The sequence below is a fragment of the Virgibacillus byunsanensis genome, from assembly GCF_042675965.1.
In the GTDB taxonomy this organism is placed as follows: domain Bacteria; phylum Bacillota; class Bacilli; order Bacillales; family Amphibacillaceae; genus Virgibacillus_R; species Virgibacillus_R byunsanensis.
In genome coordinates, this window is sequence record NZ_JBHTKJ010000012.1 from 263,454 (window position 1) to 288,045 (window position 24,592).

The following is a 24,592-nucleotide window of genomic DNA, read 5'->3' on the forward strand; positions in this document are numbered from 1 at the left end:
TCGCCTTTAAATTATTCATTTGAATCACCTTGAGTTACTTCACTAGTATCAAACATCGATCGGTTACCATAACCACTCTCTTTTCCTGGTAATGCTAGGTTTAATAAAACACCGATAATGGCAGATAGTGCCATCCCTGCAATTTGCATATTATCCGTTATTTGAATAAATGCTCCACCAATACCGATTACTAAAATGACAGATGAAATAACTAAATTACGTTTGTTACTCAAGTCGATTTGGTTATCAATCAGCATTCGTAAACCGTTGGAGGCAATTATCCCGAATAACAGAATGGAGACACCACCCATTACAGCGGTAGGAATCGAACTAATAGTTGCTGTGATAATTCCGATAAATCCAAAGGTAAGTGCCAATACCGCGGCCCCACCGATAACAAACACACTAAACACACGTGTGATAGATAAAACACCAATGTTTTCACCATACGTTGTATTAGGCGGCCCTCCAATGAAGGATGCAATGATGGTTGCTACACCATCTCCTAATATGGAACGATGAAGACCTGGTTTCTTCAAAAAGTTACGCCCTACTACTTTAGATAAGACCATCTGATCACCAATGTGTTCAGCTATTGTTACAAGCGCAACAGGTGCCATGAGTAACACTATTTCCAAACTAATGACACTTGACGGGGAATAATGAACAAACGGTACTATAAAGTCTGGCATTTGAAAGAATGCTACAAAAAACTCTCCAACTGAACTTGCAGTTGTCATATTAGTCCATTCTGCTTTAATTCCAGTTGTATCTACAACACCTAGGAATAACGCAAACGTATAACCGAAAACAATACCAATTAAGATAGGGATAAGTCCAAAAAATCCTCTGAAAAATATAGAAGCAATAACCGTCACTGCTAACGTTACAAAAGCTACCAAGAGATGAGTACTACTGTACACTTGCTCATCTATACCTGGAATATACATACTCATATCAATTGCTGTTGATGCTAACCCTAAACCGATAACAATGATCACAGGACCTACTACGATAGGTGGTAAGATTCGCATAAGCCAACCTAATCCCAATAATTTTATGAACAAAGCTACAATTCCATAGACAATACCTGCTAAGAAGCTTCCTAACATAGCGCCTTCAGGACCACCTGCTGATACAGCGCCTATAATAGGAGCAATAAATGCAAAGCTAGATCCTAAATAGGCTGGAATCTGCCCACGTGTTATAAGCAAATATGCGAGCGTTCCAAGACCACTTGATACTAAAGCTACTGCTGGAGATAAACCAGTAAGGAATGGTACTAAAATGGTGGCACCAAACATTGCAAATAAGTGTTGTAAGCTTAAAATAAACCATTTTTGCGGTTTTGGTACTTCGTGAACGTCCATTGCTATTTTATCCTGTCTCATTTTTCATTCCTCCGATTTAAGTTTATAGTTTTGCCATTAGAAAACTGGGTTTATCCCAGATAAGAAAGTTTTATACTATCTTATCTATCTAAAAAACCTCTTTGCAAAAGATTGCAAAGAGGTTTACGTGTAGTATTGTACACGTTTATCTTCTACAACCTTTTAAATCTCTCTGGATTTGGTTAAAGGTCTTCGTATATTTATTTTTCATAAATACTTACTTCATCTTGATCATCTTCTTCGTTTAAGTTTACGACAATTATTTCTTCGTCGGATGTCGGAATATTTTTACCAACATAATCAGCACGGATCGGTAACTCCCTGTGTCCTCGGTCTACTAGTACAGCTAGCTGCATTTGCGAAGGTCTTCCAATATCCATTACTGCATCCATTGCTGCTCTTACCGTTCTTCCCGTATAAAGTACATCATCAATTAGTATTACCTTTTTTCCGATAATATCCACATTAATATTTGTATTTTTTAACTCCGGCTCATTTGATTCTACTGCTTTTGCTAAATCGTCCCGGTATAAGGTAATATCCAATTCCCCAATCGGAACATTTATGTTCTCAATCTGTTTAATTTTCTCCTGTAATCTTTTTGCAAGTGGAACTCCTCTTGTTTTAATACCTACTAATAAGAGATTATCTCCGCCTTTATTTTTTTCCAGAATTTCATGTGCGATCCTTGTCAGCGCCCTGTTTATGGCAGGCTGGTCTAATACTTCGGTTTTTTTATTCATAGCCTCACCCCTTTTAATAGACATCATTAGAAAACTTGGCTTATCGCAAAACCTTTATGGCGAGCCTTAGTTGCACTTATGCAGTTGGAAATTTTTATACTTTCCTACCTGCTAAAAAGTCCCTTTTCTCCGTGAGGAAAAAAGGGACTTTAGATACATGTATCTCTACATACATATATCTTACCGCTTCCTTCTCAGCCTCACGGGACTAGATTAAAGGATCTTATTCATTCCATTTATTATTACAAACACTACCTGACTTGTCAATACATTTTTTCAATAGTTGTTAGCACTTCGTTAAAGTAGGTCGGTGGTTCCACTTCAAAATGTACCCACTCTTTTGTACGTGGATGTGTAAATCCTAATACTTTTGCATGTAACGCTTGGCCATTAATATCCATTGTTTTCCGCGGTCCATATTTTGGATCTCCCACTAAAGGGTGGCCAATATACCTCATGTGAACACGTATTTGGTGTGTTCTGCCTGTTTCTAATTGACATTCCACATGTGTGTAATCATCATACCTTGATATAACATAAAAATGCGTAATAGCAGGTTTTCCATCATCAACTATACCCATTTTTTGACGATCTTTTGGATCTCTTCCTATAGGTGCGTCAATCATTCCTGTTTCATGCGAAATTTCTCCGTGAACAATAGCTATATATTTACGTTCAATTTCTTTTGAAGATAATTGCTCAGCCAAGTTGGTATGGGCGGAATCATTTTTAGCAACAACTAATAAACCACTTGTATCTTTATCAATTCGATGAACAATGCCTGGACGTTCAACACCATTGATACCTGATAAATCATTACAATGATACAGTAATGCATTCACTAAGGATCCACTCCTGTGTCCTGCTGAAGGATGTACAACCATCCCTCTAGGTTTATTAACAACGATAACATCACTATCTTCGTAAATAATGGACAACGGAATGTTCTCTGCCTCTATCTTTAAAGGTTCCACTTCTGGAATAGACCAAGTGATCTTATCATCCGTATGGCATTTATAATTTGCTTTGACGAGTTCGTCATTAACGAAAACATGTTCTTTTGTTATCCACGTTTGAATCTGAGACCGTGAAGCTTCTGGGTTAATCTCAGAAAGCAGTTTATCTATTCTTTTTTTATTCTCATCTGTTGTAACGATATGTTCGTGCGTCATGATTTTAATGTTCCTTTCTTCTGCTTCTTTTCATCCAAAATTGTAGCAATAATAATGAGACCTACACCCACTACTAAGGCAGAATCTGCTACATTAAATATTGGAAAGTCATATCTAATGATTATAAAGTCAAAGAAATCAACAACTTCTTTTCGAAAGAGACGATCAATAAAGTTACCTATCGCTCCCCCTAAAACCAAACTTAATGATATGACTAACAGTCTACTATCTTTTGCATACCTTTGCATGTAATACACAATTCCGATAATAACAACCGTCGTAATAATATAGAAAAATATCATTTGCCCTTCTAATATACCCCAAGCTGCTCCTGAATTGCGGTGTGATGTAATGTAAAAAAAGTTATCAATAACCGTAATTTGCTCTCCTAAATCCATTGTTTTTATAATAGCCCATTTCGTTAACTGATCAATTACAATAATAATAAGTGCGATTATGTAATACAAATACATGCTATTTCCCCCGATTTCTTAGAAAACATAGTTAAATATTGGTTTATCAATCAGACCTAATAACCAAAGCCCTAGGTGTTATTATACTTTAAATCGACAAAAACTTATACTTTTTTAAGGCAAAAAATATTCCCCTGTCATTACAGAGGAATATTTAATACAAGTATTCTTATGCCGGGTAGTGCTCTTTCACGATACCTGCACAGCGAGTACACAGCTCTGGATAATCATGCTCCTCACCCACTGTTTCAGATGCTGTCCAACAACGCTCGCATTTCTTGCCTGGATGCACATCTACCTTGATACTGACATTTCGGTATTCTTTTGCATCTGAATTCTCTTCAACGAGAACAGCTTCAGATACAATAAACAATTGATGTAAGTTGGAAACCGAGTTCAGTACATCTAACGTATTAGCATCATTAGGAACTACAGTTATTTTTGCTTCTAATGATTTACCAATTACTTTTTCAGTTCTTGCTTCTTCTAATGCCTTAAGTACATCATCACGTACACTCATAAATACATTCCATTTATCTTGTAAAACATCAAAACCAGCAATCTCTCTTGGCTCTGGAATGTCCGTTAGTTGAACACTTTCCTCTTCTACTCCAGGAATGTACTCCCATACTTCATCGGCTGTATGCGGAATAATTGGTGTTAACAATTTAACTAAGGTTGTTAAGATTTCATAATATCCCGTTTGTATACTTCTGCGACGATGATTGTCTTTTGCTTCGATGTATAACACATCTTTTGCAAAATCCAGGTAGAATGAACTTAGATCAACCGCACAAAAGTTGTGAATTTGAGAATATATCGTTGAGTATTCAAATTTTTCATAGCTGCCACGAACGTTTTTAACTAGTTGTTGTAAGCGATGAAGCATATAACGATCTACTTCTTCCATATCTTCTTCAGCAACTCTATCTTCAACTGGATCAAAGTCAGCTAAATTAGCAAGCATGAATCGGAATGTATTACGGATTTTACGATAAGCCTCTGAAATTTGTTTTAGAATTTCTTGTGAAATTCTTACATCTGCCTGATAGTCTACTGATGATACCCAAAGACGTAGTATATCTGAACCTAATTGCTTTTGCACTTTGGATGGTACCATAACATTTCCTAATGATTTACTCATTTTTCGTCCATTGCCATCTAACACAAAACCATGACTGATAATATTTTCATATGGTGATTTACCAGTTACAGCAACAGATGTGGATAAAGAGGAATTAAACCAACCGCGATATTGGTCACTACCTTCTAGATATACATCTGCAGGACGCTTGTGGTCATCACGGCCGACTAAAACTGCTTCGTGTGATGAACCGGAATCAAACCATACATCCATAATATCGGTCTCTTTTGTAAAGGTACCGTTAGGGCTATGCTCTGATGTAAATCCTTCTGGTAATAAATCTTTTGCTTCCCATTCAAACCAAATATTAGAACCGTGCTCATTAAATAAATAAGAAACATGTTCAATCGTTTCATCTGTTATGATTGGTGTATTATTCTCACCATAAAACACAGGAATAGGAACACCCCAAGTACGTTGACGTGAAATACACCAGTCTTCCCGGTCACGAACCATATTGTAAAGACGGGTTTCTCCCCATGACGGATACCAGTTAATCCGATTGATTTCATCCAGAACATCCTGACGGAAATCTTTAATGGAAGCAAACCATTGTGATGTTGCACGGAAAATCGTTGGCTTTTTGGTACGCCAATCATGTGGATAAGAATGCGTTATGAACGTAAGCTTTAACAATGCGCCAACTTCTTCAAGCTTTTCTGTAATTGGCTTATTAGCTTCATCATAAAACAGCCCTTCAAAACCAGGCGCTTCATTTGTAAAACATCCACGGTTATCAACTGGTGAGAACGCATCAATGCCATATAAGCGAGATACAACAAAGTCATCCTCCCCATGTCCTGGTGCAGTATGAACACAACCTGTACCTGCCTCAGCAGTTGCGTGCTCTCCTAACATTACAAGTGAATCACGATCATAAAATGGATGTTTTGTAACAACCCTATCAGCTTCTTGACCTTTGAATGTTTTTACTACTTTTGGATTTTCCCATTCTAGTTCTTCTGTTATTGTTTCTAATAAATCATGTGCAATAATATACTTCTCTTCGTTAACCTTAACAACAACGTACTCTAAATCAGGGTTTAAGGTAATACCCAAGTTAGCAGGAATTGTCCAAGGAGTTGTCGTCCAAATGATTACTTTCTCTCCACCATCAAATAACTCTTTTCCATCAGTTACTTCAAAAGCAACATAGATAGATGGTGATCGTTTATCGTGATACTCAATCTCAGCTTCAGCTAATGCTGACTCAGAAGACGGAGACCAATATACAGGTTTTAATCCTTTATAGATGTATCCTTTTTTCGCCATTTCACCAAAGACTCTAATTTGTGCAGCTTCATAATCTTTCGTTAATGTAATATATGGATTATCCCAATCCCCACGTACACCTAACTGCTTAAACTGAGTACGCTGACTATCAACCTGACCCATTGCATATTCAGCACATTTTTGACGGAATTCTGCAATGCTCATTTCCTTACGTTTAATTTTTTTATTCTTTGTTAGTGCCGTTTCAATCGGAAGACCATGAGTATCCCAGCCTGGCACATACGGTGCATGATAACCAGACATAGATTTATAACGTGTAATAAAATCCTTGAGTATTTTGTTTAGTGCATGACCAATATGCAAATCGCCATTTGCATATGGTGGACCATCATGCAAAATGAACAGTGGTCTTCCTTCTGTCCTCTTTTGTACCTTCTCATATAAATTTGTTTCATCCCATTTTTCTTGACGTAATGGTTCTTTATTCGGTAGATTACCACGCATTGGGAAATCTGTTTTTGGCATCAATAATGTGTCTTTATAATCCACTATGTTGTTCCTCCTTACAGTTTTTTTACATTAAAAAAAGCCCTCATCATCCCAAAAGGGACGAGAAGACTCGCGGTACCACCCTTATAAATTTAAAATAGCGTACTATGTTAAATTCACTCGATACTCGTAACGTGAGTAAACCGTCCATTTCTACTAAATTTCAAAATGGATACTCCAGAGTGATTTTCTAAAAGTTTTACTGTGCCAAGCTTCCACCATACCTTGGCTCGCTAATCAGTAATAACCAATATACTTTCTCCATCACCGTATTTATAATTATTTACATATAACGTAATGTGTAACTTGAATTATATGTAAAATCACAGATAACGTCAAGACCTAAGCTTTGTTTTCAGCAAAATCGAATTCTTCGCCTACAGCCTCATCAAACAATTCTTCCCAGTCGTCTGTCCCAATCATATCTAATTGAGCCTCAACAAGCATCTTTAAACGAGTACGAAATACTTTTGCCTGTTTTTTCAATTCTTCTACGTCCATCGAAATGCGGCGTGATTTATTTAATGCCTCATTAATGATACGATCCGCATTTTTTTCAGCTTCTTTAATAATTAATTTAGATTCTTTGGTTGCATTTCCTTTTACCTCTTCAGCCGTTTCCTGGGCAATCAATATTGATTTATTTAATGTTTCTTCAATGTTCGTAAAGTGACCCAGCTTTTCATTTAACTGTTCAACTTTCTCACCTAGATCCTTTTTTTCACGGATAGCCATTTCATAATCCTTAATCACTTGGTCTAAAAATTCATTTACTTCATCTTCATCATATCCGCGGAAGCCTCTTGTAAACTCCTTATTATGGATATCTAATGGTGTTAATGGCACAATGGCCACCTCCTAACGTATATTCTCAAAAATAATAGTGTTACATCGATTAGAGAACTTGCATTCACCAAGCCTTTATTGTGAATACCTTAGTTGGCTTATGCAGAAAAAAAGTTTAAACTTTCTTTTCTGCCAAAAAAAGATAGATAATTCCTCGTTATATTTTTATTCGACAGAAATTGGTGAATTCCTGCAATAATTTATAAATAATTTATATTATTATAGCTATTGCTATTTTCCACTTGTCTTTTTTGGTACGTCCATTTATCTTAATTAATTTACTTCTGCCTTTTCCTCTTACAGAAAGTAAATCTCCTTCTTGGAGTGAAAACTTACCATCTTCTACAACCTTGAAATTCACTTTTACTTGACCTTTATGTATAAATTCAGAAGCATCTTTACGTGAAACATTATAAATTTCTTTTAAAACAGCATCTAATCGTAAAGAAGAAACAGTTTTATCCATCTCTTTCCAATGTAATTCATTTTCTATCTTTTCAGAAAGAGGTTTCTCTTCTAACTTTATCTTTGCCTTCTTGATCGATGTCAAATTTGCTAAAATAAAAGGTGCTATTTCTGCAGCAGTTATGATTTGTATCATTCCGTTTTCAACAAAAATATCCCCAAGTTTGTTTCTTTTTATGCCTAAAGATAAAAATGCTCCCATTACATCCGGGTGTGTTAACGTTATAAATTTATTTTGATAGGATGCTTGCAACAGGGATAGTTGAAATAAATCATCCATTCTTTCTTCATAAAAAGGTGCAATTATTACACGCTTTCTTTCCGTATGTAGTCCTCCACCAAAAGAATACATGTTTATATCGTCATTGGTAGGTCCAATGATCATTTCGATAATGTGCTGTTCGCGAGGATCCAAAAATTCGGTTAGCTTAGCCTGAAATGTTTGTTCCACTTGTTCTTTCCATGATAAAACCTGATCGATAAATGGTTGCTCTTCTTTTCTGAAATGCTGATAAATATCCATTTTTTTAAACCTTAAAAGAGAAGCATGGAAAACAATTCATACAGCCCATACCTTGCCAGGTGTAGAACCATGATTGCTACAATTGGGGATAAATCAATCATTCCAAGTGGCGGAATAATTTTTCGAAAAGGTTCAAGATACGGTTCGCAAATTTTCGTCAGAAAGCTACCGAATGCTGACTCCCGAGCTCCCGGGAACCAAGACATAAAAATATATACGATTAAACCATAACTAAAAATTAATAAAGCATAATCTAATATTGTAAATAATTGGTACATCATTAATTACCATCCTTTTTCATATTCATCTTCTTCTTCAAATGTTTCTGATATAGAACCGGATACATCAACGTTTTCAGGCGTACATAAAAATGTTTGTGAACCCAGTTTTTGTATATCACCACTAATCGCATAAACAGTACCACTTAGAAAGTCTACAATTCTTTTTGCTTGTTGATGATCTACGCGTTGTAAATTAATTACTACTGCTCGTCTGTTTACGATATTATCTGCAATTTCCTGTGCTTCATTGTAAGTACGAGGCTCACACAAAATAACTTTAGATGACGAATGTTGCATGCTTGTTAAACTGACTACATTTTGATTTTTTTGCTTTTGATTTGATCTTGTTTCGGGTATATCCACTTCTTCTTCGACATATTCATACTCATCATCCATCGTAAAAAAGGTTTTGATTTTATTTTTTATGCTCATATTTTTTCACCTCATTGTATTTCCTTATTGTGATCCAACTAATTTCGAACCAACACGTATATGAGTAGCACCTTCTTCTACAGCAATATCATAGTCATTACTCATTCCCATAGATAAAAAGTGACATGGCGCATGTTTGAACTGCTTGTCTTTCACAGTATCCCTTAAGTTCGCTAGATTCTTAAATATTTGTCTTAACTTCTCTTTATCTTCTGCGTGAGGTGCCATTGTCATTAAACCGACAACATGTATGTATTTAAATTCTTTGGTGTTTTCTAGAAATGGTATAACATCTTCAGGATTTAGTCCATGCTTTGATTCTTCACCACTTACATTTACTTGAACAAAACAATCAACAGCTTTTGTTGCCCGCTTATTAATCTCTTTAGCAAGTGATAATCGATCTAACGAATGAATAGCATCTACTTTATCAATAACATCCTTTACTTTTCTGGACTGTAACGTTCCAATGAAATGCCATTTAGCTTTATCCTCTAAATGAGTATATTTTTCTAAAAATCCTTCTAGACGATTTTCACCAAGATTTGTAATACCTGCCTCAATGGCTTCCTCTGTTCGTTCTATTGTAACATATTTCGTAACCCCAATAATGGTTATTTCGTCGGGATTTCTACCATTTTTAGCACAAGCTTGTCCAATATTATCTTTTATAGCGGCTAGATTTGCTGCTACGTCCATTATTACCATCTCCCTTCCTATGTATAATCATGTTGAATAGCCTATGTATCCCAACATTCTTCCTGTCTTACCATTATCACGTCGATGTGAAAAGAATAAATGATTATGTTGTAATGTGCAATATTTGGTTACATCTATATTATTACGTAATATACCGTATTGTAAAAGGATTTCTACATTAAGTTGCTTTAAATCAAGTAAATACCGATTATTTTCTTTAGGTATAGCCACTTTCGAGCGAAGATTGTCGTCTACATAATGGATAACATTTTCATCCACTTCATAAGCTTCCTGAGAAATACATGGTCCAATAGCAACTAGTATATTAGTTGGATCTGCTCCAACGTTCTTAAAAGTTTGAATCATTTGTTCAGCAATCCGGTTTACAGTTCCTTTCCATCCCGCATGTGCTATACCAATATAGCCTGTTATAGGATCAAAAAAATATAACGGAACACAATCAGCAAAAAAAGCGGTACAGGCTATGCCTGGCTTATTTGTGATTAAACCGTCTGTATCCTTGAGTGCATCATGGACATCAACAGAACCTTTCCCCTTGTCTTCCTGCGATATTATTTTTATGTTTGTTTTATGCGTTTGTTCTCCTGAAACCCAACTTTCTAAAGGCAATTTTAGCTTATTTGCTAACAATTCACGGTTAGCAATCACCTCAGCTTTATGGTCAGACACATGCAAACCAAAATTCAGTGAATGAAATGGTGCTTTACTAACCCCGCCATTTCTAGTTGTAAATCCAACCTTTAGTCTTTCATTCATACGCTGCCATTTTTCTATATGCAAAAACGATATGTCGTCCTGATAAAATAGATCTGCCATGTAAAATACCTCCTAAAAATACACTTGTACTATTTTATCACATTTTGCTTTACTCCATATAATGGTTATTAGAATACAATAAAGGTTTTTTATTATCGTTGACTAAAATAACATCAGAACCAATGGTAACAATTTGGTCCCAATCAATTATTAACTCTCCTGTCTTACCAAAAATACCTGATTTCTTATCCCGTAACATAAGAACTAATGATAGTATTTTTCCGTTATTTTCATCAATTTCCAAATCGGCAATATGCCCTAATCGTCTTCCGTCTTCAATCACAATAACTTCTTTTATTTGTAGCTCAGATAATAATATCAATATAGTCACCCACCTTTACTATAAATATATATGCAAGCATGTGGCGATTTTTCATAAAATCAAAAAAAAACAAAGGAACAGATTGATTTCTGTTCCTTTGGTTACATTAATTTTTTATCCGTTTTTTGATTTCTTACTTATGCGTACGCTTCTAAACAGTCGCCTCCGCTTTTCTTCCTTATCATTCAAACATTTGTTTGTTCATTTGTTGGATGGCTGCTTTTTCTAGTCTTGATACTTGGGCTTGGGATATGCCTATTTCATCAGCAACCTCCATTTGTGTTTTACCTTGGAAGAATCGTTTATTTAATATCATTTTTTCACGTTCATTTAGCTTGTACATTCCTTCTTTTAATGAAAGCTTATCAACCCATGTACCATCTTTATCTTTGTCATCACTTATTTGATCCATTACATAAATGGGATCACCACCATCATTATAAATAGGTTCAAATAACGAAACTGGATCCTGGATCGCATCCATAGCAAAAACAATATCAGAATGTGGAACGCCCATTTCTTCGGCTATTTCCATTGGGGTAGGCTCTTTAGACGTTTTATTAATTAACTTTTCTCTTACTTGTAAAGCTTTATAAGCAATATCCCGTAAAGATCTAGAAACTCTGATCGGATTGTTATCTCTTAAGTATCTTCTTATTTCACCGATAATCATTGGAACAGCATACGTTGAAAATTTTACATTATGCCCTAAATCAAAGTTGTCAATCGATTTCATTAACCCTATACAGCCTACTTGAAATAAATCATCTACGTATTCACCGCGGTTGTTAAATCGCTGAATTACACTTAAAACAAGTCTTAAATTCCCATTCACTAGTTCCTCTCTTGCTGAAATGTCTCCATCCTGCATTTTAACAAATAATTTTCGCATTTCATCGTTTTTTAAGACAGGTAATTTTGATGTATCTACACCGCATATTTCTACTTTATGTCTAGCCATCCTTCTACCCTCCCAGTTGGAGATGCTGTTCATGGACAGTATCTCCGCATAGGAGTTTTTTATGCAGTGAATGATGATCAAAATAAGGTCAAAATCGCTACACTTTCTAGTAGATCAAGGCTAAACCATTTTATTAAATTCTTTTTTTAATCGCCTAATAATTTTTTTTTCTAATCGTGAAATATATGATTGAGATATACCCAACATATCTGCTACATCTTTTTGTGTTTTTTCTTCCTCACCTATTAAACCAAATCGAAGTTCCATTATCTGCTTCTCGCGATCATTTAATTGTGACAAAGCATCTTTTAACAAATGCTTATCTACATTTGTCTCCAAGTTTTTCGTAATAATATCTTCATCTGTCCCTAAAACATCGGATAATAACAATTCATTACCATCCCAATCGATATTGAGTGGTTCATCAAATGAGATTTCTGATTTTAATTTATTATTCCTGCGTAAATACATTAGTATTTCATTTTCAATACACCTTGATGCATAGGTCGCAAGTTTAATTTTTTTCTCTGGATTAAATGTATTGACCCCTTTAATAAGTCCTATCGTCCCAATGCTTATTAAGTCTTCAATATTAATTCCAGTATTCTCAAACTTACGTGCTATATAAACAACCAATCGTAAATTCCTCTCAATCAATACAGCCCTAGCCGACTTATCACCTTTTGGTAAAAGTTCTAATAATTCTCGTTCTTCATCTTTAGATAGCGGTGGGGGAAGTGCTTCACTCCCTCCAATATAATAAATTTCATCAGATTTAACTCCAAATTTTATTAAGAGTTTATACCACCATAGTCGTAGACGTAGTTTCCATACCCTCAAATTTATCGCTCCTTTATTTGCAATTACTTGTTATGTGTTGTACAACCCACACAAATTGAAATTCTTGTTATGCTGTGTGAACAGTTGCTACTTTAATAATTTGCGGATGAAGTAAGCAATGATAGCTTTGATCTTTTGTTAACTGTCCAAATTGAATACCAATTAAAACCTTACTTGTAATCATTTTTTCATTGTTATGATAAACTACTAATCTATCCGGCTTAATAGCTAGCATAAACATACTTTTCCCTTCCACGCCTTGAAAGGGTATAATATGTATTCGTTTTTCCCATTCATTAGGAAGATCTTCAAAATTTAATTCTTTATTAGCCACTTCCAACAATTTCCAATCTGTTTCAGAAAACCAATTCTTTAAAAATTCTTCATCACAAACAATTACTGGTTTTTTTGTCAAAGGGTCTACCAACTGGTTACCACTATCGATATAACCAGTTGTAGAAAAACTAATATTATTTACTTGAATCGTAATTGGGCATAACTGCTCATAACGAATTTTTTCTGCCGCATGCCTGTCCATACGGTGCTTAGTGAACAACGAGATAATAGGGAATCCTACAATAACAAAAACCCAACTAATCGGGTCTCCATATCCACTGTCAAACGTAAGTATGCCACTAGATGCTACACCAATTGGATTTTGAAAAATATAGTGTGTTGCTATTAATCCACCTCCAATAGCAAATGTTGTGAAATAAAATAACAATAGCAATTTTAGCGTTTGATAAATAGATTGGAAACGGAATGTACATAAGATGATTAGTACAGAGTATATAAGTTTTCCAATTATGCTAGTTAAAAAAGATTCTGGAAAATAAAGTGAGATTGGTACAAGGAATGATGCGATCATTGCACCAAGTACAAGTCTAAATTTACGAGTATTGTTCCTTCCCAGAGCCTGTGTAAGCATTAAGAGCATCAAGTCCAAACAGAAATTAAGCAGCCATACGGCATCAAGATAGATAGTCACCATTATCTTCCTTTCCAGCTAGTAGAGTGCTGTAATTGCCTTTTTACTAGAAGAAAATCTGTTGACTAACTAGGCAAATTTTATAACTTACTTGAGTTACAAAGAGTATATCTCAGTTTATAGGCAAAGTCTGTCGCTTCTTGTATGCATAATAGTGCTAATTTTAGCTAGTTATTGGAAAGTTTGTCGGCAGAAAGTTATGGACAAGTTAAATGGAGATAGTAAGAATTTGCCCTAACAGCATGGCCAGACTACTAAATGAGTTTTAAAATAACTTAACAACAAAAAGCACAAGCCTGTGGCGTCATCGGCACTAGTACGTCCTCAAAAAAGGAGTTCGCTTTTTCATCGCTGTCGAAGCCTTCCTTGTCCTGTACGTTAAAGCTAAACGTGGCTGATTCGGTAGATAAATATACATAACTTCAAAGTTATACTTTCCTTACTATTAAAAAAAGCAATCAGAGAATTCTCTGATTGCTTTTTTTATTTCACATTTTAGCGATTTCGATTTCGATTTCGTAAAAATGTAGGTATGTCTAATGTATCTTCTTCTGGTTTAGAACGGTGATTTTGACCCGCATCTCTTGTTGTTGGTATTTTTTCATTCGCTCTAGTTGCTGCATGCTGGTTATGATTAATTACAGGACGTTGCTTTGGCTGATTATCAACTTGTTCATTTTTATCAAATCCAGTTGCAATAACAGTCACAACAATTTCATCCTTGAGTTCTTCATTAATTACAGAACCGAATATTACATTCACATCATTATCAGCTGCTGAAGTAACTAAATCGGCTGCTTCTTGTACCTCAAAAAGACTAAGATTAGTACCACCAGTAATATTCATTAAGATTCCATGAGCCCCGTCAACAGAAGTTTCTAATAATGGTGAAGAGATTGCTTTTTTGGCTGCCTCGGTTGCACGATTTTCTCCAGTTGCTACACCAATTCCCATTAATGCAGACCCTTTATCAAACATAATGGTCTTAACATCTGCAAAATCCACATTAATCAAACCTGGTTTAGCAATTAAGTCAGATATACCTTGTACACCTTGTCTAAGGACATTATCTGCTTCACGGAATGCTTCTAGCATAGGTGTATTTTTGTCTACAATTTCTAGTAATCTATCATTTGGAATTACAATTAATGTATCTACACTATTTTTTAATGCATCAATACCCGAAATAGCTTGGGTTGAACGTCTTTTCCCCTCAAATGAGAATGGACGAGTAACTACACCTACAGTTAATGCACCTTGTTCTTTAGCAATCTGAGCGATTACTGGTGCAGCTCCGGTTCCGGTTCCTCCACCCATTCCGGCAGTTACGAATATCATGTCAGCACCTTGTAATATTTCTTCTAGCTGTTCTTTGTTTTCCTCAGCAGCTTTCTTCCCAACGTCTGGATTTGCACCTGCACCTAATCCACGTGTGAGTTTACCACCAATTTGAAATTTAACTTCTGCTTTTGATAAGTTTAATGCTTGAGCATCTGTATTAACAGCAATAAATTCGACGCCTTCTACACCATGCTCAATCATGCGGTTAACTGCGTTACTTCCGCCACCGCCAACGCCAATTACTTTTATTGTAGCTAGTTGATCCATATTCGTATCAAACTCTAACATATCTTCGTTCCTCCTAATATGCAAAATTACAAGAGCCCTAGAAGCTAATTTTATCAATGAAATATTATCATTGTATATAGATAACCAAACCCAAGCATCTACTTACACTATTGTGCTAGGGAATATTTGTCTAATCAAAGAAATACTTAAACAAATTAGCCATTCCAGAATCTTTTTTCTTCTTTTCAGTAGTTTCATCTGTTTTCACTTGTTTTTTGTTACGTTTAGGTTTTTGTTGATCTTGTGTGTTTACGGTTACAGATGGAAATAAATCTTTTCCTTGTATTTTCGCATTATGATAGGCAAATTGCAAGATTCCTACACCAGCTGTGAATTGTGGTTCTCTTACACCTATGTAATCAGGTATTGCCATTCGTACGTTAGACTGGAATAGATCTTGTGCAAGTTCTAAAACCCCAGGCATTTGTATCGTACCACCTGTCAGCACATAACCACCAGGTAATTGACTATATCCCATCCGTCTGATTTCTCTTTCTGCAAAAGCATATATTTCTTCTAATCTCGCTTCAATCATATCAGCAATTTGCAGTTGATTAAACGTCTGAGTATTATTACTGCCTATGATTGTTGCTTCAAATGATTCTTCCTCTTGAGCATCATCAAAAAAGGCATGTCCATAATTTAGCTTAATACTTTCTGCTTCCTCTGTTGATGTTCTTAACCCGATGGATAAATCCTTTGTAATATTATCCCCACCAAGTGCAACAACACTTGTTGCTACTAAATGATCATTTTCAAAAACAGATACGGTAGAACATCCACCACCAACATCGATAAGTGCAACTCCCAGATTTTTTTCATCTTTAGATAAAGCTATTGTTCCAGAAGCAAGTGGCTGAAGACAAATATCTGAGATCTGTAAATTAGCACGCTCCACGCACTTTAAAATATTATGTAAAACCGTTTTTGAACATGTGATTATAGTCCCTTCCATTTCCAGCCTAACACCAATCATCCCTCTTGGGTCAGTTATTTCATCCAGGCCGTCGACTATAAACTGTTTTGGAATAACGTCGATTATTTCTCGTTCTGGTGGAATAGATATTACTTGAGCTCCATCAATCACTCGAGTAATATCATCATTACCAATTTCCCGGTTTTCACTTTGAACAGCAACAACACCATGGCAAGGCTGTAATTGAATGTGGTTTCCGTTTATTCCTACAACCACCCGTTCAATTTGCATTCCAACCATACGTTCAGCTTGTTCAACCGCGTTTCTTATCGAATGTACGGTTTGATCAATATCTACAATAGCACCTTTTTTCATACCATTCGATTTTGCTGAACCTACTCCTATAATGTTTAGGGAATCGTTTAAAACTTCTCCGATAATTACTTTGATTTTTGATGTACCTATGTCAAGACTCACTAGTACGTCACTGTTGTTCAAAAGAAAGGCACCTCCCAATTCAGAAGCATCTGATAAATGTTTATATATCAGATGGTTTCTTGCATTTACTATTCTCTATTCTATTATTCTAAAGGAATTTATTGAAAAAGAAAATATATTATAGGTTATTCAATAAAAAATAACATTTTCCCTTTATTTTTTTTAACTTTTTTACTATTCTACTTCATCTTCTACTTCTTCATCTTCAACCTCAGTCTCGTATTCTTCAAAATATGCCCCTACACCAATATGGACAATACCTTTTCTTTCTGCCTCTAGCTGAGAGACAATTGAAGGATAAACTTGCATTTTTTCAGCAAAATTTCTTATTGTACCATTTACCACAAACCCATCATTCATGTACAATAAGATTTTATTCCTGTTTTCATCCGTAGGACTCCAATAGATTTCTGAAATTAGATTCAAAATACTATCAGGTAGTTTTTTAAGTTCATTTGTCATTTCATTTAAGTAATCTTCATCTGTAAAGTCAAGTATCAAAGGTGCATCTCCATTCATTGAATCCAGTTTAAAAGAAGAAAGCGTTACACCATTTCCTAAAATAGGATAATAGCTACCTTGATTTTTAATGTACCCCACCCTTTCATATTCAGTCAATTGAATTTCAACTGTCCATGGGAGTTTTCTTATTACTTCCACCGATTCAACTACAGGGTTTTTACTAATCGATTGTTGAATCTCTTTTTTATTAATAGTCCATATATTCGTATCCATAGTGAGATTACTTACTTCTATAACCTCATCAGTTGTAACAAATGAATTGCCATTTACGGCAATTGTCTTAATATTACTCAATGGGGACTGTAAATAAACTATAATGGATAACAATAAGAAGAAAATAGAAAGATAGAATATTAAGCGACGGTTCGCCTTCTTTTTTCGTGCTTGCTTCAATTTTGGAATGCGCTCCTCAATTGAAACGATTTTCTTTTTACTCATTCTATTTCTTCCTTTATGAAAGATTAACAGAATGAAACGGCATATAAATGCCGTTTCCATTTGTTATATGAATTATATCACATTATTTACTTAAATAGGTAGTACACATTACCCAGTTTAATAGGTTTTATCTTTCTTTTGGAGTTCTAATTATTACCAGTAGCCATTATAATTTCGAATACCTGCTTACGTTTAGTAAAATTCCAATTGAACAAAGGGTCAATGTTAAAGAGGAACCTCCATAACTTAAGAATGGTAACGTAATACCTGTAACAGGTATTAGCCCTATAACTACACTGACATTAATCATAACTTGGATCGTTAGCATAGATACAATACCTAGTGCCAAAAACCGCCCAAAGGAATCAGGTGCCTCCAAAGCTATTTTGATTCCACGCCAAAATAGTATCAAGAATAATATAATAACAAATGTTCCCCCAATAAATCCTAACTCCTCACCTAAAATAGCAAATATAAAATCTGTTTGCGGTTCTGGTAAATAAAAATATTTTTGCAAGCTTTCTCCAAGCCCTACACCCATTAATCCTCCCGGACCGATAGCATATAAAGATTGTATAATTTGAAATCCATCACCTAATGGATCCTCCCAAGGGTTTAAGAATGCTGTTATACGACTTATTCGGTATGGTGCTGAAAGAATTAAAAATAGAAATCCAACAAGGCCAACAAATGCTAACCCAAAAAAGTGGGATAACCTAGCTCCTGCTACAAATATCATAACCATACATGTTAATACAAGAACTACTCCTGTTCCGAGGTCTGGCTGTAGCATGATTAATCCAAATGCTGTAAAAACTAATATTAAAGATGGGAAAAAGCCTTTTTTAAACGACGTGATATACTTCTGGTTTACAGATAAAAACGCTGATAGGAAGATTATCAAACCCAACTTCATAAACTCTGAAGGCTGAACACTAAACGCTCCAACACCTATCCAGCTTTGTGCACCACCACGGACCAAGCCAACTCCTGGGATTAGCACTAGTAATAATAATATAAAACAAAATAACAATAGTACTTTTGCATACTTCATCCAGGTACTATACGGAACAGTTGCTATAAACAACATAGCGACAACTCCAACACCTATAAAAAGAAACTGTCGCTTCACAAAATATAGTGTATCAGCATATTTATAGTCAGCCCAAACAAACGAAGCACTATAGACCATAACTAGTCCTATGATTAATAAAGTAAAAATGACACCTAGTAGTGTATAATCAGGTGCATTTTGATGTTTGAATATTTTCCGTAACAAAAAAACACCTCATTTCCATATTCTTGGAATAGAGGCGTTATTTCATTTATAGTATAAATTATCATTGAAACAAGCCCCTACATTAATGTATGCACAGCTTGTATAAACATGTCTCCTCTTTCTTCAAATGTTTTATATTGGTCCCAGCTTGCACATGCTGGAGATAACAAAATCACATCATCAGTCACTGAGAGGCTGTATGCTTTCACTACTGCATCCTCAACATTTGCAGCAATTTTGACCTCTTGTATATCAGCTTCTTCAGCTAGTTTTTTTAACTTTTCTGCAGTTTGACCAAACAATACCATTGCTTTTACATTCTTCAAATATGGAAGTAAATCTTCAAATTCATTTCCACGATCAAGACCACCAGCAAGTAAAATGGTAGGTTGAGTAAAAGAGGATAACGCCTTTTGAGTGGCCAAAATATTGGTAGCTTTGGAGTCATTATAAAACAATCGATTATTTATAGTTTCAACAAATTGCAATCTATGTTTAACACTTGAAAACGACGTTAAAACACTACGAATACCTGCATTTGTAGCACCACTTAGTTTAGCAGCACTTAAGGCCGCCAATATATTTTCTAAATTATGATCGCCAACTAAAACGATTTCACTTCTATCTATTATCTTCTCATCTTTAAAGTAAATACTTTTCTCATCTGCCCATGCACCGTCCAAAAGGCGATTCGTAACTGAGAAAGGGACTAACCTAGATGCTGCCCGCTTCACAGCTTCAACTACTTCATGATCATCTGAATTGTATACCAGGTAATCATCAAACGTTTGATTAGAAAAAATATTGAATTTAGCTTCTTTATAGTTGGCAAACGTCTTATGGTAGTCAATATGAGCCTCATAGATATTCAATAATACAGCAACTTTTGGCTTGAAAGATTCAATACCTAACAATTGAAAAGAAGACAATTCCAATACTAATTTTTCCTTGTCTTCAAGCTCCTGGGCAACTTGAGAAGCAACAGTTCCTATATTACCGGCAACTTTTACTTTACTATTACTCGCCAACAACATTTCGGTTGTTAGTGTTGTAGTCGTCGTCTTTCCATTTGAACCTGTAATTCCAATAATCGAATCCCCTGCTAATTGACCGGCAATTTCAACCTCGGTAATAATCGGAATGGATCTATTTTTTGCCTCAACCAAAATTGAATTATCATAAGAAATCCCAGGGTTTTTGACTACTATTTCAATATCATCTAATACAGATAAAGGATGAGATCCTACTATTACTTCTGCACCCATTGATTTCAATGTTTGAACATTTTCATCATATTCATTTGCACTCATATCATTGATTCGCACTTTTTTATCGTTTTGTAATAGCACTAAAGAAGCAGCAGTTCCACTTCTTGCAAGTCCTAATACTAAAACGTTTGAATATGGAAATTTACTTGTTAGTTTTCTCAAGTCAGCCACACCTCAATATATATGCCAAGAGAAGCAAAAATTAATCCTATCAACCAAAATGTTGTAACAACTCGCCACTCTGACCAGCCTAGGAGTTCATAATGGTGATGCAATGGACTCATTTTAAATACCCTTTTCCCTGTTGTTTTAAACGAGATTACTTGAATGATCACTGATAATGTTTCTATTACAAAAACTCCGCCAATAATCACTAACAATATTTCCAGTTTGGTTAGGATAGCAACTGCAGCAATTCCTGCGCCTAACGCCAACGACCCGGTATCACCCATAAATACTTTAGCAGGATGCGCATTAAAGACTAAAAACCCTAATAGTGCTCCAACTACAGCTAGTGAGAATATGGAAACTTCATATTGGGGAAATCCATACCATGCTAATACCCCGAATGCTCCAAAGGCTATTGCTGCTGTGCCTGCCAATAAACCATCTAAACCGTCTGTTAAATTAACTGCATTAGATGCCCCAACTAAGATAAAGATGACGAATATAGCATATCCCCATCCAAGCTCCATTTGAAAGTTCGTACCTGGTATCTGAATAAAAGTAGGAAATTCATTATAGCGTAGAATAAAATAAAAAACGAGTGCAATAAATAATTGACCAAGCATTTTTTGTTTGGAAGTCAACCCTAAATTCCGTTTCATTGCTACCTTAATAAAATCATCTAAAAATCCTAAAAATCCATATCCCACTAATACAAAAATGAGTAGCCAAAGCTCATATCCGATTCCATTATCAGTAAACTTAGTAGTCATAATAATCGATGTAATTATGACGCTGACTACAATCATTATGCCTCCCATTGTGGGAGTACCCTTTTTTTTCATATGTGATTGTGGTCCTTCTTCTCTAATACTTTGCCCGAACTTTAAACGTCTTAAAAACGGTATAAATAAAGGTGATAAGAGGACGGTAATTAGAAAAGCTATTGCTATTGTCATCATTAATATAGATATATTCATTGTTTCTCCTCCTCGTACAAAAACCGTCCATTCCTTATAACGGAAGCTTGATTTTTTCAGCTAGCTTTTCAAATTGCATGCCTCTAGATGCTTTAAATAAAAGTAATACATCATTCGATAAATAAGGCTGCAATGCTTGCAACAATTGTTCTCGTGCATCGAAATGTCTACTAATTATCTTTTTTTGATGCTCTTTTACTGTTGTAGAAATTTCTTTTGCGTGTTCACCATATGTAAACAAAACAGCAATTTCTTCATCAATTGCTTCTGCAACAGATTGATGCAGCTCTTTTGCGTAGTTTCCAAGTTCAAAGATATCTCCAAGCACTAGAACCTTTTGCTTAAAACCTTTCATTTGTTTTACCACTTCAATCGATGCTCTCATTGACGTAGGAGAGGCATTGTAAGCATCATTGATAATGGAGACACCATTAATGCCCTTTACTAGTTCAAAGCGCATAGAAGTGAGCTTAAGAGACTTTAAAGCCTTTTTTATTTCTACTTTATTAATCCCCAACCTCTCTCCAAGGGTGATCGCAAAACTTGCATTAAGTGCATTGTGCTTACCCAATAAAGAAATAGTATATTCTTCATGATCCGAAAGGTGAAACGAAGTATATTCTTGCATAACTTTAGGTTGTGACACTATTACGTTATTGTTAGCATTAAAACCACATGTTATTACTTGGTCATTATTATGGATTTTTTCTAACAGCTTTTCATCTCCATCAATAATAATCTGTCCATTCGGTTTCATACCGACAAGAATTTCCAGTTTTGCTTCTGCAATTCCTTCTCTTGATCCTAAGTATTCAATATGAGATTCACCAATATTTGTAATAATTGCATAATCAGGTTTCGCAATATTTGATAACTGTTCTATTTCGCCAAAATGATTCATACCCATTTCTAGTACTAACATTTCAGTATTAGCTGGCATGGACAAAATCGTTAATGGTAAACCAATCTGGTTATTAAAATTACCTATTGTATGGTGTGTTTTATATGAGGTTTTAACTACAGCTGATACAATATCCTTCGTTGTAGTTTTACCATTAGATCCAGTAACACCTACTACAATTGGATCTACTTTATCTCTGTAAACAGATGCTAATAGTTGTAGAGCTTTTAAGGTATCTGTTACATAAAAAATTGGAAAATCAGTTGGTAAAAAGTGTGGACGTTCTTTTTGCTTGTCCCAAAAAGCTGCTACAGCTCCATTATCAAATGCTTGTTTTATATAGTCATGCCCATCAAAATTATCCCCAACTAAAGGAATAAACAATGACTTTTTCGTTTCTACTCTGCTATCTGTTGTAACCTGTTCAAGAGGTATTGAATCCCCCGCAGCACCTTGGAAATCAACAAATAGCTCTGAAAGCCATTCAGTAGTAAATAACATCATCGATTCTCCTTAACTTTAATTGCTTCTAAGGCAATTTTACGATCATCAAACTCATACTTTATTTGACCGATTTGTTGATATGTTTCATGCCCTTTACCTGCAATAAGGATAATATCATCCTTTTTTGCTAGTTCGATTGCATGAAAAATAGCTTCTTTCCGATCAATAATTACATCAAACTCATCTTTATTTAACCCATTTATCATATCATCTAATATAGCTTGTGGATCCTCTGTTCGTGGATTGTCTGAAGTAAAAATGGCATGATCAGCATATTTCAACGCTATCTCCGACATTAGAGGACGTTTTGTTTTATCACGGTCTCCACCACACCCTACTACTACATAAACCTTCTTTTTCGCAAAACCTTTTATTGTCTGTAGTATGTTATCTAGCGAATCAGGAGTATGTGCGTAGTCAACTATCGTTGCAAATGGTTCCTCAATAGCAACTGGCTCGAACCGTCCACTTACCCCAGCAATGTTTTCAAAAGCTTCTTTTATAACCGTCAACGGGATTTTTGAGGCAATAGCTGCAGCACTAGCAGCAAGCATGTTATATACGTTAAACTTTCCAATTAGTTTACTGGTTATCTTAATCGATCCCACCGGTGTAGTTAATAAGAAATTCGTACTACTTGCATCAAGCTCAATATTTTCAGCCATAACCTGTGCCTGGTTTTCACAACCATACGTTAAAACATGCTGAGCGGTACTGCGTTTTAACAAGTCATGCTCGGGGTCATCTATATTGATAATGGCATACTTCTTTTTGTCAGTGGTATAAGTATTGCCTAATTGAGCAAACAAGAGACTTTTTGCTCTAACATAATCCGCCATATCTTTATGATAATCCAAATGATCCTGTGATAGGTTCGTAAAAACTGCTATGTCGAAATCACAGCCATACACTCTCCCTAAATCCAAAGCATGGGAAGAAACTTCCATAATTCCTGTCGATACGCCTTCGTCCAACATCTGTTGAAAGGTTTTCTGTAAAAATAAAGCATCTGGTGTGGTATTACTTACAGGATATGCTTGTTGACCAATTTTCATTTGTATCGTACCAATAACTCCTGTTTTCTTATTGTATTGGTTGAAAATCGATTCTAATAAATAGGTTACTGTTGTCTTACCGTTGGTACCAGTAACTCCTATTAATGGCAACTTTTTAGTTGGGAAATCATAAAATGCTGCTGCAATCATAGCTATTGCCCTTGACGTGTCCGGCACAATAATAGTTGGTACCGATGACGCCACTTCCTTTTCAGCAATAATAGCAACTGCACCATTATCAATAGCCATTTGTACAAAATCATGTCCGTCTACAGTGAATCCTTTAATACACACAAAAAGATTATCCGCTTTTACATGACGCGAATCAACTTCAATATTATTAATATTAATATTTTCTACTGTTGCTGTTGCTTTATAAAAAGATAAAGCAGAAAGAATTTTTTTTAACTCCATTTTAAAAAACATCCTATCATCAGAATTCAGATACCCTACATACTGTTCTTGTTAAAATCATTTTTTAAGAGGGTGGTTTCACCCTCTTTTAAAATATATTTGTAATTGTTTACCCATTATAGCA

The 24,592-nt window shown here is 35.2% G+C and carries 23 protein-coding genes and 1 other annotated feature; all 23 genes read right to left on the reverse strand.

All coding sequences use genetic code 11. The annotated features are described in order from the left end of the window. Positions 1–11: 11 nt before the first annotated feature. Positions 12–1,391 (reverse strand): solute carrier family 23 protein, encoded by a 1,380-nt coding sequence (locus tag ACFQ3N_RS06495; protein WP_390360672.1) that lies wholly within the window; start codon positions 1,389–1,391, stop codon positions 12–14. A 200-nt stretch (positions 1,392–1,591) separates the two neighbouring features. Further along, on the reverse strand, positions 1,592–2,134 hold the full coding sequence (pyrR, locus tag ACFQ3N_RS06500; protein WP_390360674.1) for a bifunctional pyr operon transcriptional regulator/uracil phosphoribosyltransferase PyrR: 543 nt from the start codon (positions 2,132–2,134) through the stop codon (positions 1,592–1,594). A 263-nt stretch (positions 2,135–2,397) separates the two neighbouring features. Next, entirely contained in the window at positions 2,398–3,306 is a 909-nt protein-coding gene (locus ACFQ3N_RS06505) for an RluA family pseudouridine synthase (protein WP_390360675.1), read from the reverse strand. Beyond that, positions 3,303–3,779, reverse strand: a complete 477-nt coding sequence (lspA, locus tag ACFQ3N_RS06510) for a signal peptidase II (protein ID WP_390360677.1) — start codon at positions 3,777–3,779, stop codon at positions 3,303–3,305. The genes ACFQ3N_RS06505 and lspA overlap by 4 nt, the downstream gene beginning before the upstream one ends. Before the next feature lie 169 nt (positions 3,780–3,948). Beyond that, positions 3,949–6,705, reverse strand: coding sequence for an isoleucine--tRNA ligase (gene ileS, locus ACFQ3N_RS06515; protein WP_390360679.1), 2,757 nt, complete (start codon positions 6,703–6,705; stop codon positions 3,949–3,951). 53 nt (positions 6,706–6,758) lie between these two features. Continuing rightward, positions 6,759–6,982 (reverse strand) — a binding site (T-box leader). 65 nt (positions 6,983–7,047) lie between these two features. Further along, positions 7,048–7,551 carry a DivIVA domain-containing protein gene (locus ACFQ3N_RS06520; RefSeq protein ID WP_390360681.1) on the reverse strand — a complete coding sequence of 168 codons (504 nt, stop codon included), beginning with the start codon at positions 7,549–7,551 and terminating at the stop codon, positions 7,048–7,050. Positions 7,552–7,762: 211 nt separating this feature from the next. Continuing rightward, complete coding sequence (locus ACFQ3N_RS06525; protein WP_390360683.1) at positions 7,763–8,539, reverse strand: YlmH family RNA-binding protein; 777 nt, start codon at positions 8,537–8,539, stop codon at positions 7,763–7,765. Positions 8,540–8,550: 11 nt separating this feature from the next. Further along, positions 8,551–8,817: a YggT family protein gene (locus tag ACFQ3N_RS06530; RefSeq protein WP_390360741.1), complete on the reverse strand. Its 267-nt coding sequence runs from the start codon at positions 8,815–8,817 to the stop codon at positions 8,551–8,553. 6 nt (positions 8,818–8,823) lie between these two features. Further along, on the reverse strand, positions 8,824–9,252 hold the full coding sequence (locus ACFQ3N_RS06535; protein ID WP_390360685.1) for a cell division protein SepF: 429 nt from the start codon (positions 9,250–9,252) through the stop codon (positions 8,824–8,826). A 24-nt stretch (positions 9,253–9,276) separates the two neighbouring features. Continuing rightward, positions 9,277–9,951, reverse strand: a complete 675-nt coding sequence (locus ACFQ3N_RS06540; protein WP_390360687.1) for a YggS family pyridoxal phosphate-dependent enzyme — start codon at positions 9,949–9,951, stop codon at positions 9,277–9,279. A 27-nt stretch (positions 9,952–9,978) separates the two neighbouring features. Next, a complete protein-coding gene (pgeF, locus tag ACFQ3N_RS06545; protein WP_390360689.1) occupies positions 9,979–10,788 on the reverse strand; it encodes a peptidoglycan editing factor PgeF in 810 nt (269 codons plus the stop codon). Between the two features lie 49 nt (positions 10,789–10,837). Beyond that, complete coding sequence (locus ACFQ3N_RS06550; protein ID WP_390360691.1) at positions 10,838–11,110, reverse strand: YlmC/YmxH family sporulation protein; 273 nt, start codon at positions 11,108–11,110, stop codon at positions 10,838–10,840. A 181-nt stretch (positions 11,111–11,291) separates the two neighbouring features. Then, positions 11,292–12,104 (reverse strand): RNA polymerase sporulation sigma factor SigG, encoded by an 813-nt coding sequence (sigG, locus tag ACFQ3N_RS06555; RefSeq protein WP_390360693.1) that lies wholly within the window; start codon positions 12,102–12,104, stop codon positions 11,292–11,294. An 87-nt stretch (positions 12,105–12,191) separates the two neighbouring features. Continuing rightward, positions 12,192–12,911: an RNA polymerase sporulation sigma factor SigE gene (sigE, locus tag ACFQ3N_RS06560; protein WP_390360695.1), complete on the reverse strand. Its 720-nt coding sequence runs from the start codon at positions 12,909–12,911 to the stop codon at positions 12,192–12,194. Between the two features lie 67 nt (positions 12,912–12,978). Then, complete coding sequence (spoIIGA, locus tag ACFQ3N_RS06565; RefSeq protein WP_390360697.1) at positions 12,979–13,902, reverse strand: sigma-E processing peptidase SpoIIGA; 924 nt, start codon at positions 13,900–13,902, stop codon at positions 12,979–12,981. Positions 13,903–14,394: 492 nt separating this feature from the next. Continuing rightward, the gene (gene ftsZ / locus ACFQ3N_RS06570; RefSeq protein WP_390360698.1) at positions 14,395–15,528 is read right to left on the reverse strand and encodes a cell division protein FtsZ; all 1,134 of its coding nucleotides are present in this window, start codon (positions 15,526–15,528) and stop codon (positions 14,395–14,397) included. Positions 15,529–15,658: 130 nt separating this feature from the next. Next, positions 15,659–16,942: a cell division protein FtsA gene (gene ftsA / locus ACFQ3N_RS06575; RefSeq protein WP_390360700.1), complete on the reverse strand. Its 1,284-nt coding sequence runs from the start codon at positions 16,940–16,942 to the stop codon at positions 15,659–15,661. A 174-nt stretch (positions 16,943–17,116) separates the two neighbouring features. Continuing rightward, positions 17,117–17,902 carry a cell division protein FtsQ/DivIB gene (locus tag ACFQ3N_RS06580; protein ID WP_390360702.1) on the reverse strand — a complete coding sequence of 262 codons (786 nt, stop codon included), beginning with the start codon at positions 17,900–17,902 and terminating at the stop codon, positions 17,117–17,119. A 166-nt stretch (positions 17,903–18,068) separates the two neighbouring features. Next, complete coding sequence (gene spoVE / locus ACFQ3N_RS06585; RefSeq protein ID WP_390360704.1) at positions 18,069–19,181, reverse strand: stage V sporulation protein E; 1,113 nt, start codon at positions 19,179–19,181, stop codon at positions 18,069–18,071. 77 nt (positions 19,182–19,258) lie between these two features. Continuing rightward, positions 19,259–20,611, reverse strand: coding sequence for a UDP-N-acetylmuramoyl-L-alanine--D-glutamate ligase (gene murD, locus ACFQ3N_RS06590; RefSeq protein WP_390360706.1), 1,353 nt, complete (start codon positions 20,609–20,611; stop codon positions 19,259–19,261). Next, positions 20,608–21,594, reverse strand: a complete 987-nt coding sequence (mraY, locus tag ACFQ3N_RS06595) for a phospho-N-acetylmuramoyl-pentapeptide-transferase (RefSeq protein WP_390360707.1) — start codon at positions 21,592–21,594, stop codon at positions 20,608–20,610. The genes murD and mraY overlap by 4 nt, the downstream gene beginning before the upstream one ends. A gap of 34 nt (positions 21,595–21,628) precedes the next feature. After that, a complete protein-coding gene (locus ACFQ3N_RS06600) occupies positions 21,629–22,996 on the reverse strand; it encodes a UDP-N-acetylmuramoyl-tripeptide--D-alanyl-D-alanine ligase (protein WP_390360709.1) in 1,368 nt (455 codons plus the stop codon). After that, on the reverse strand, positions 22,996–24,468 hold the full coding sequence (locus ACFQ3N_RS06605; RefSeq protein ID WP_390360711.1) for a UDP-N-acetylmuramoyl-L-alanyl-D-glutamate--2,6-diaminopimelate ligase: 1,473 nt from the start codon (positions 24,466–24,468) through the stop codon (positions 22,996–22,998). The genes ACFQ3N_RS06600 and ACFQ3N_RS06605 overlap by 1 nt, the downstream gene beginning before the upstream one ends. Between the last annotated feature and the right edge of the window lie 124 nt (positions 24,469–24,592).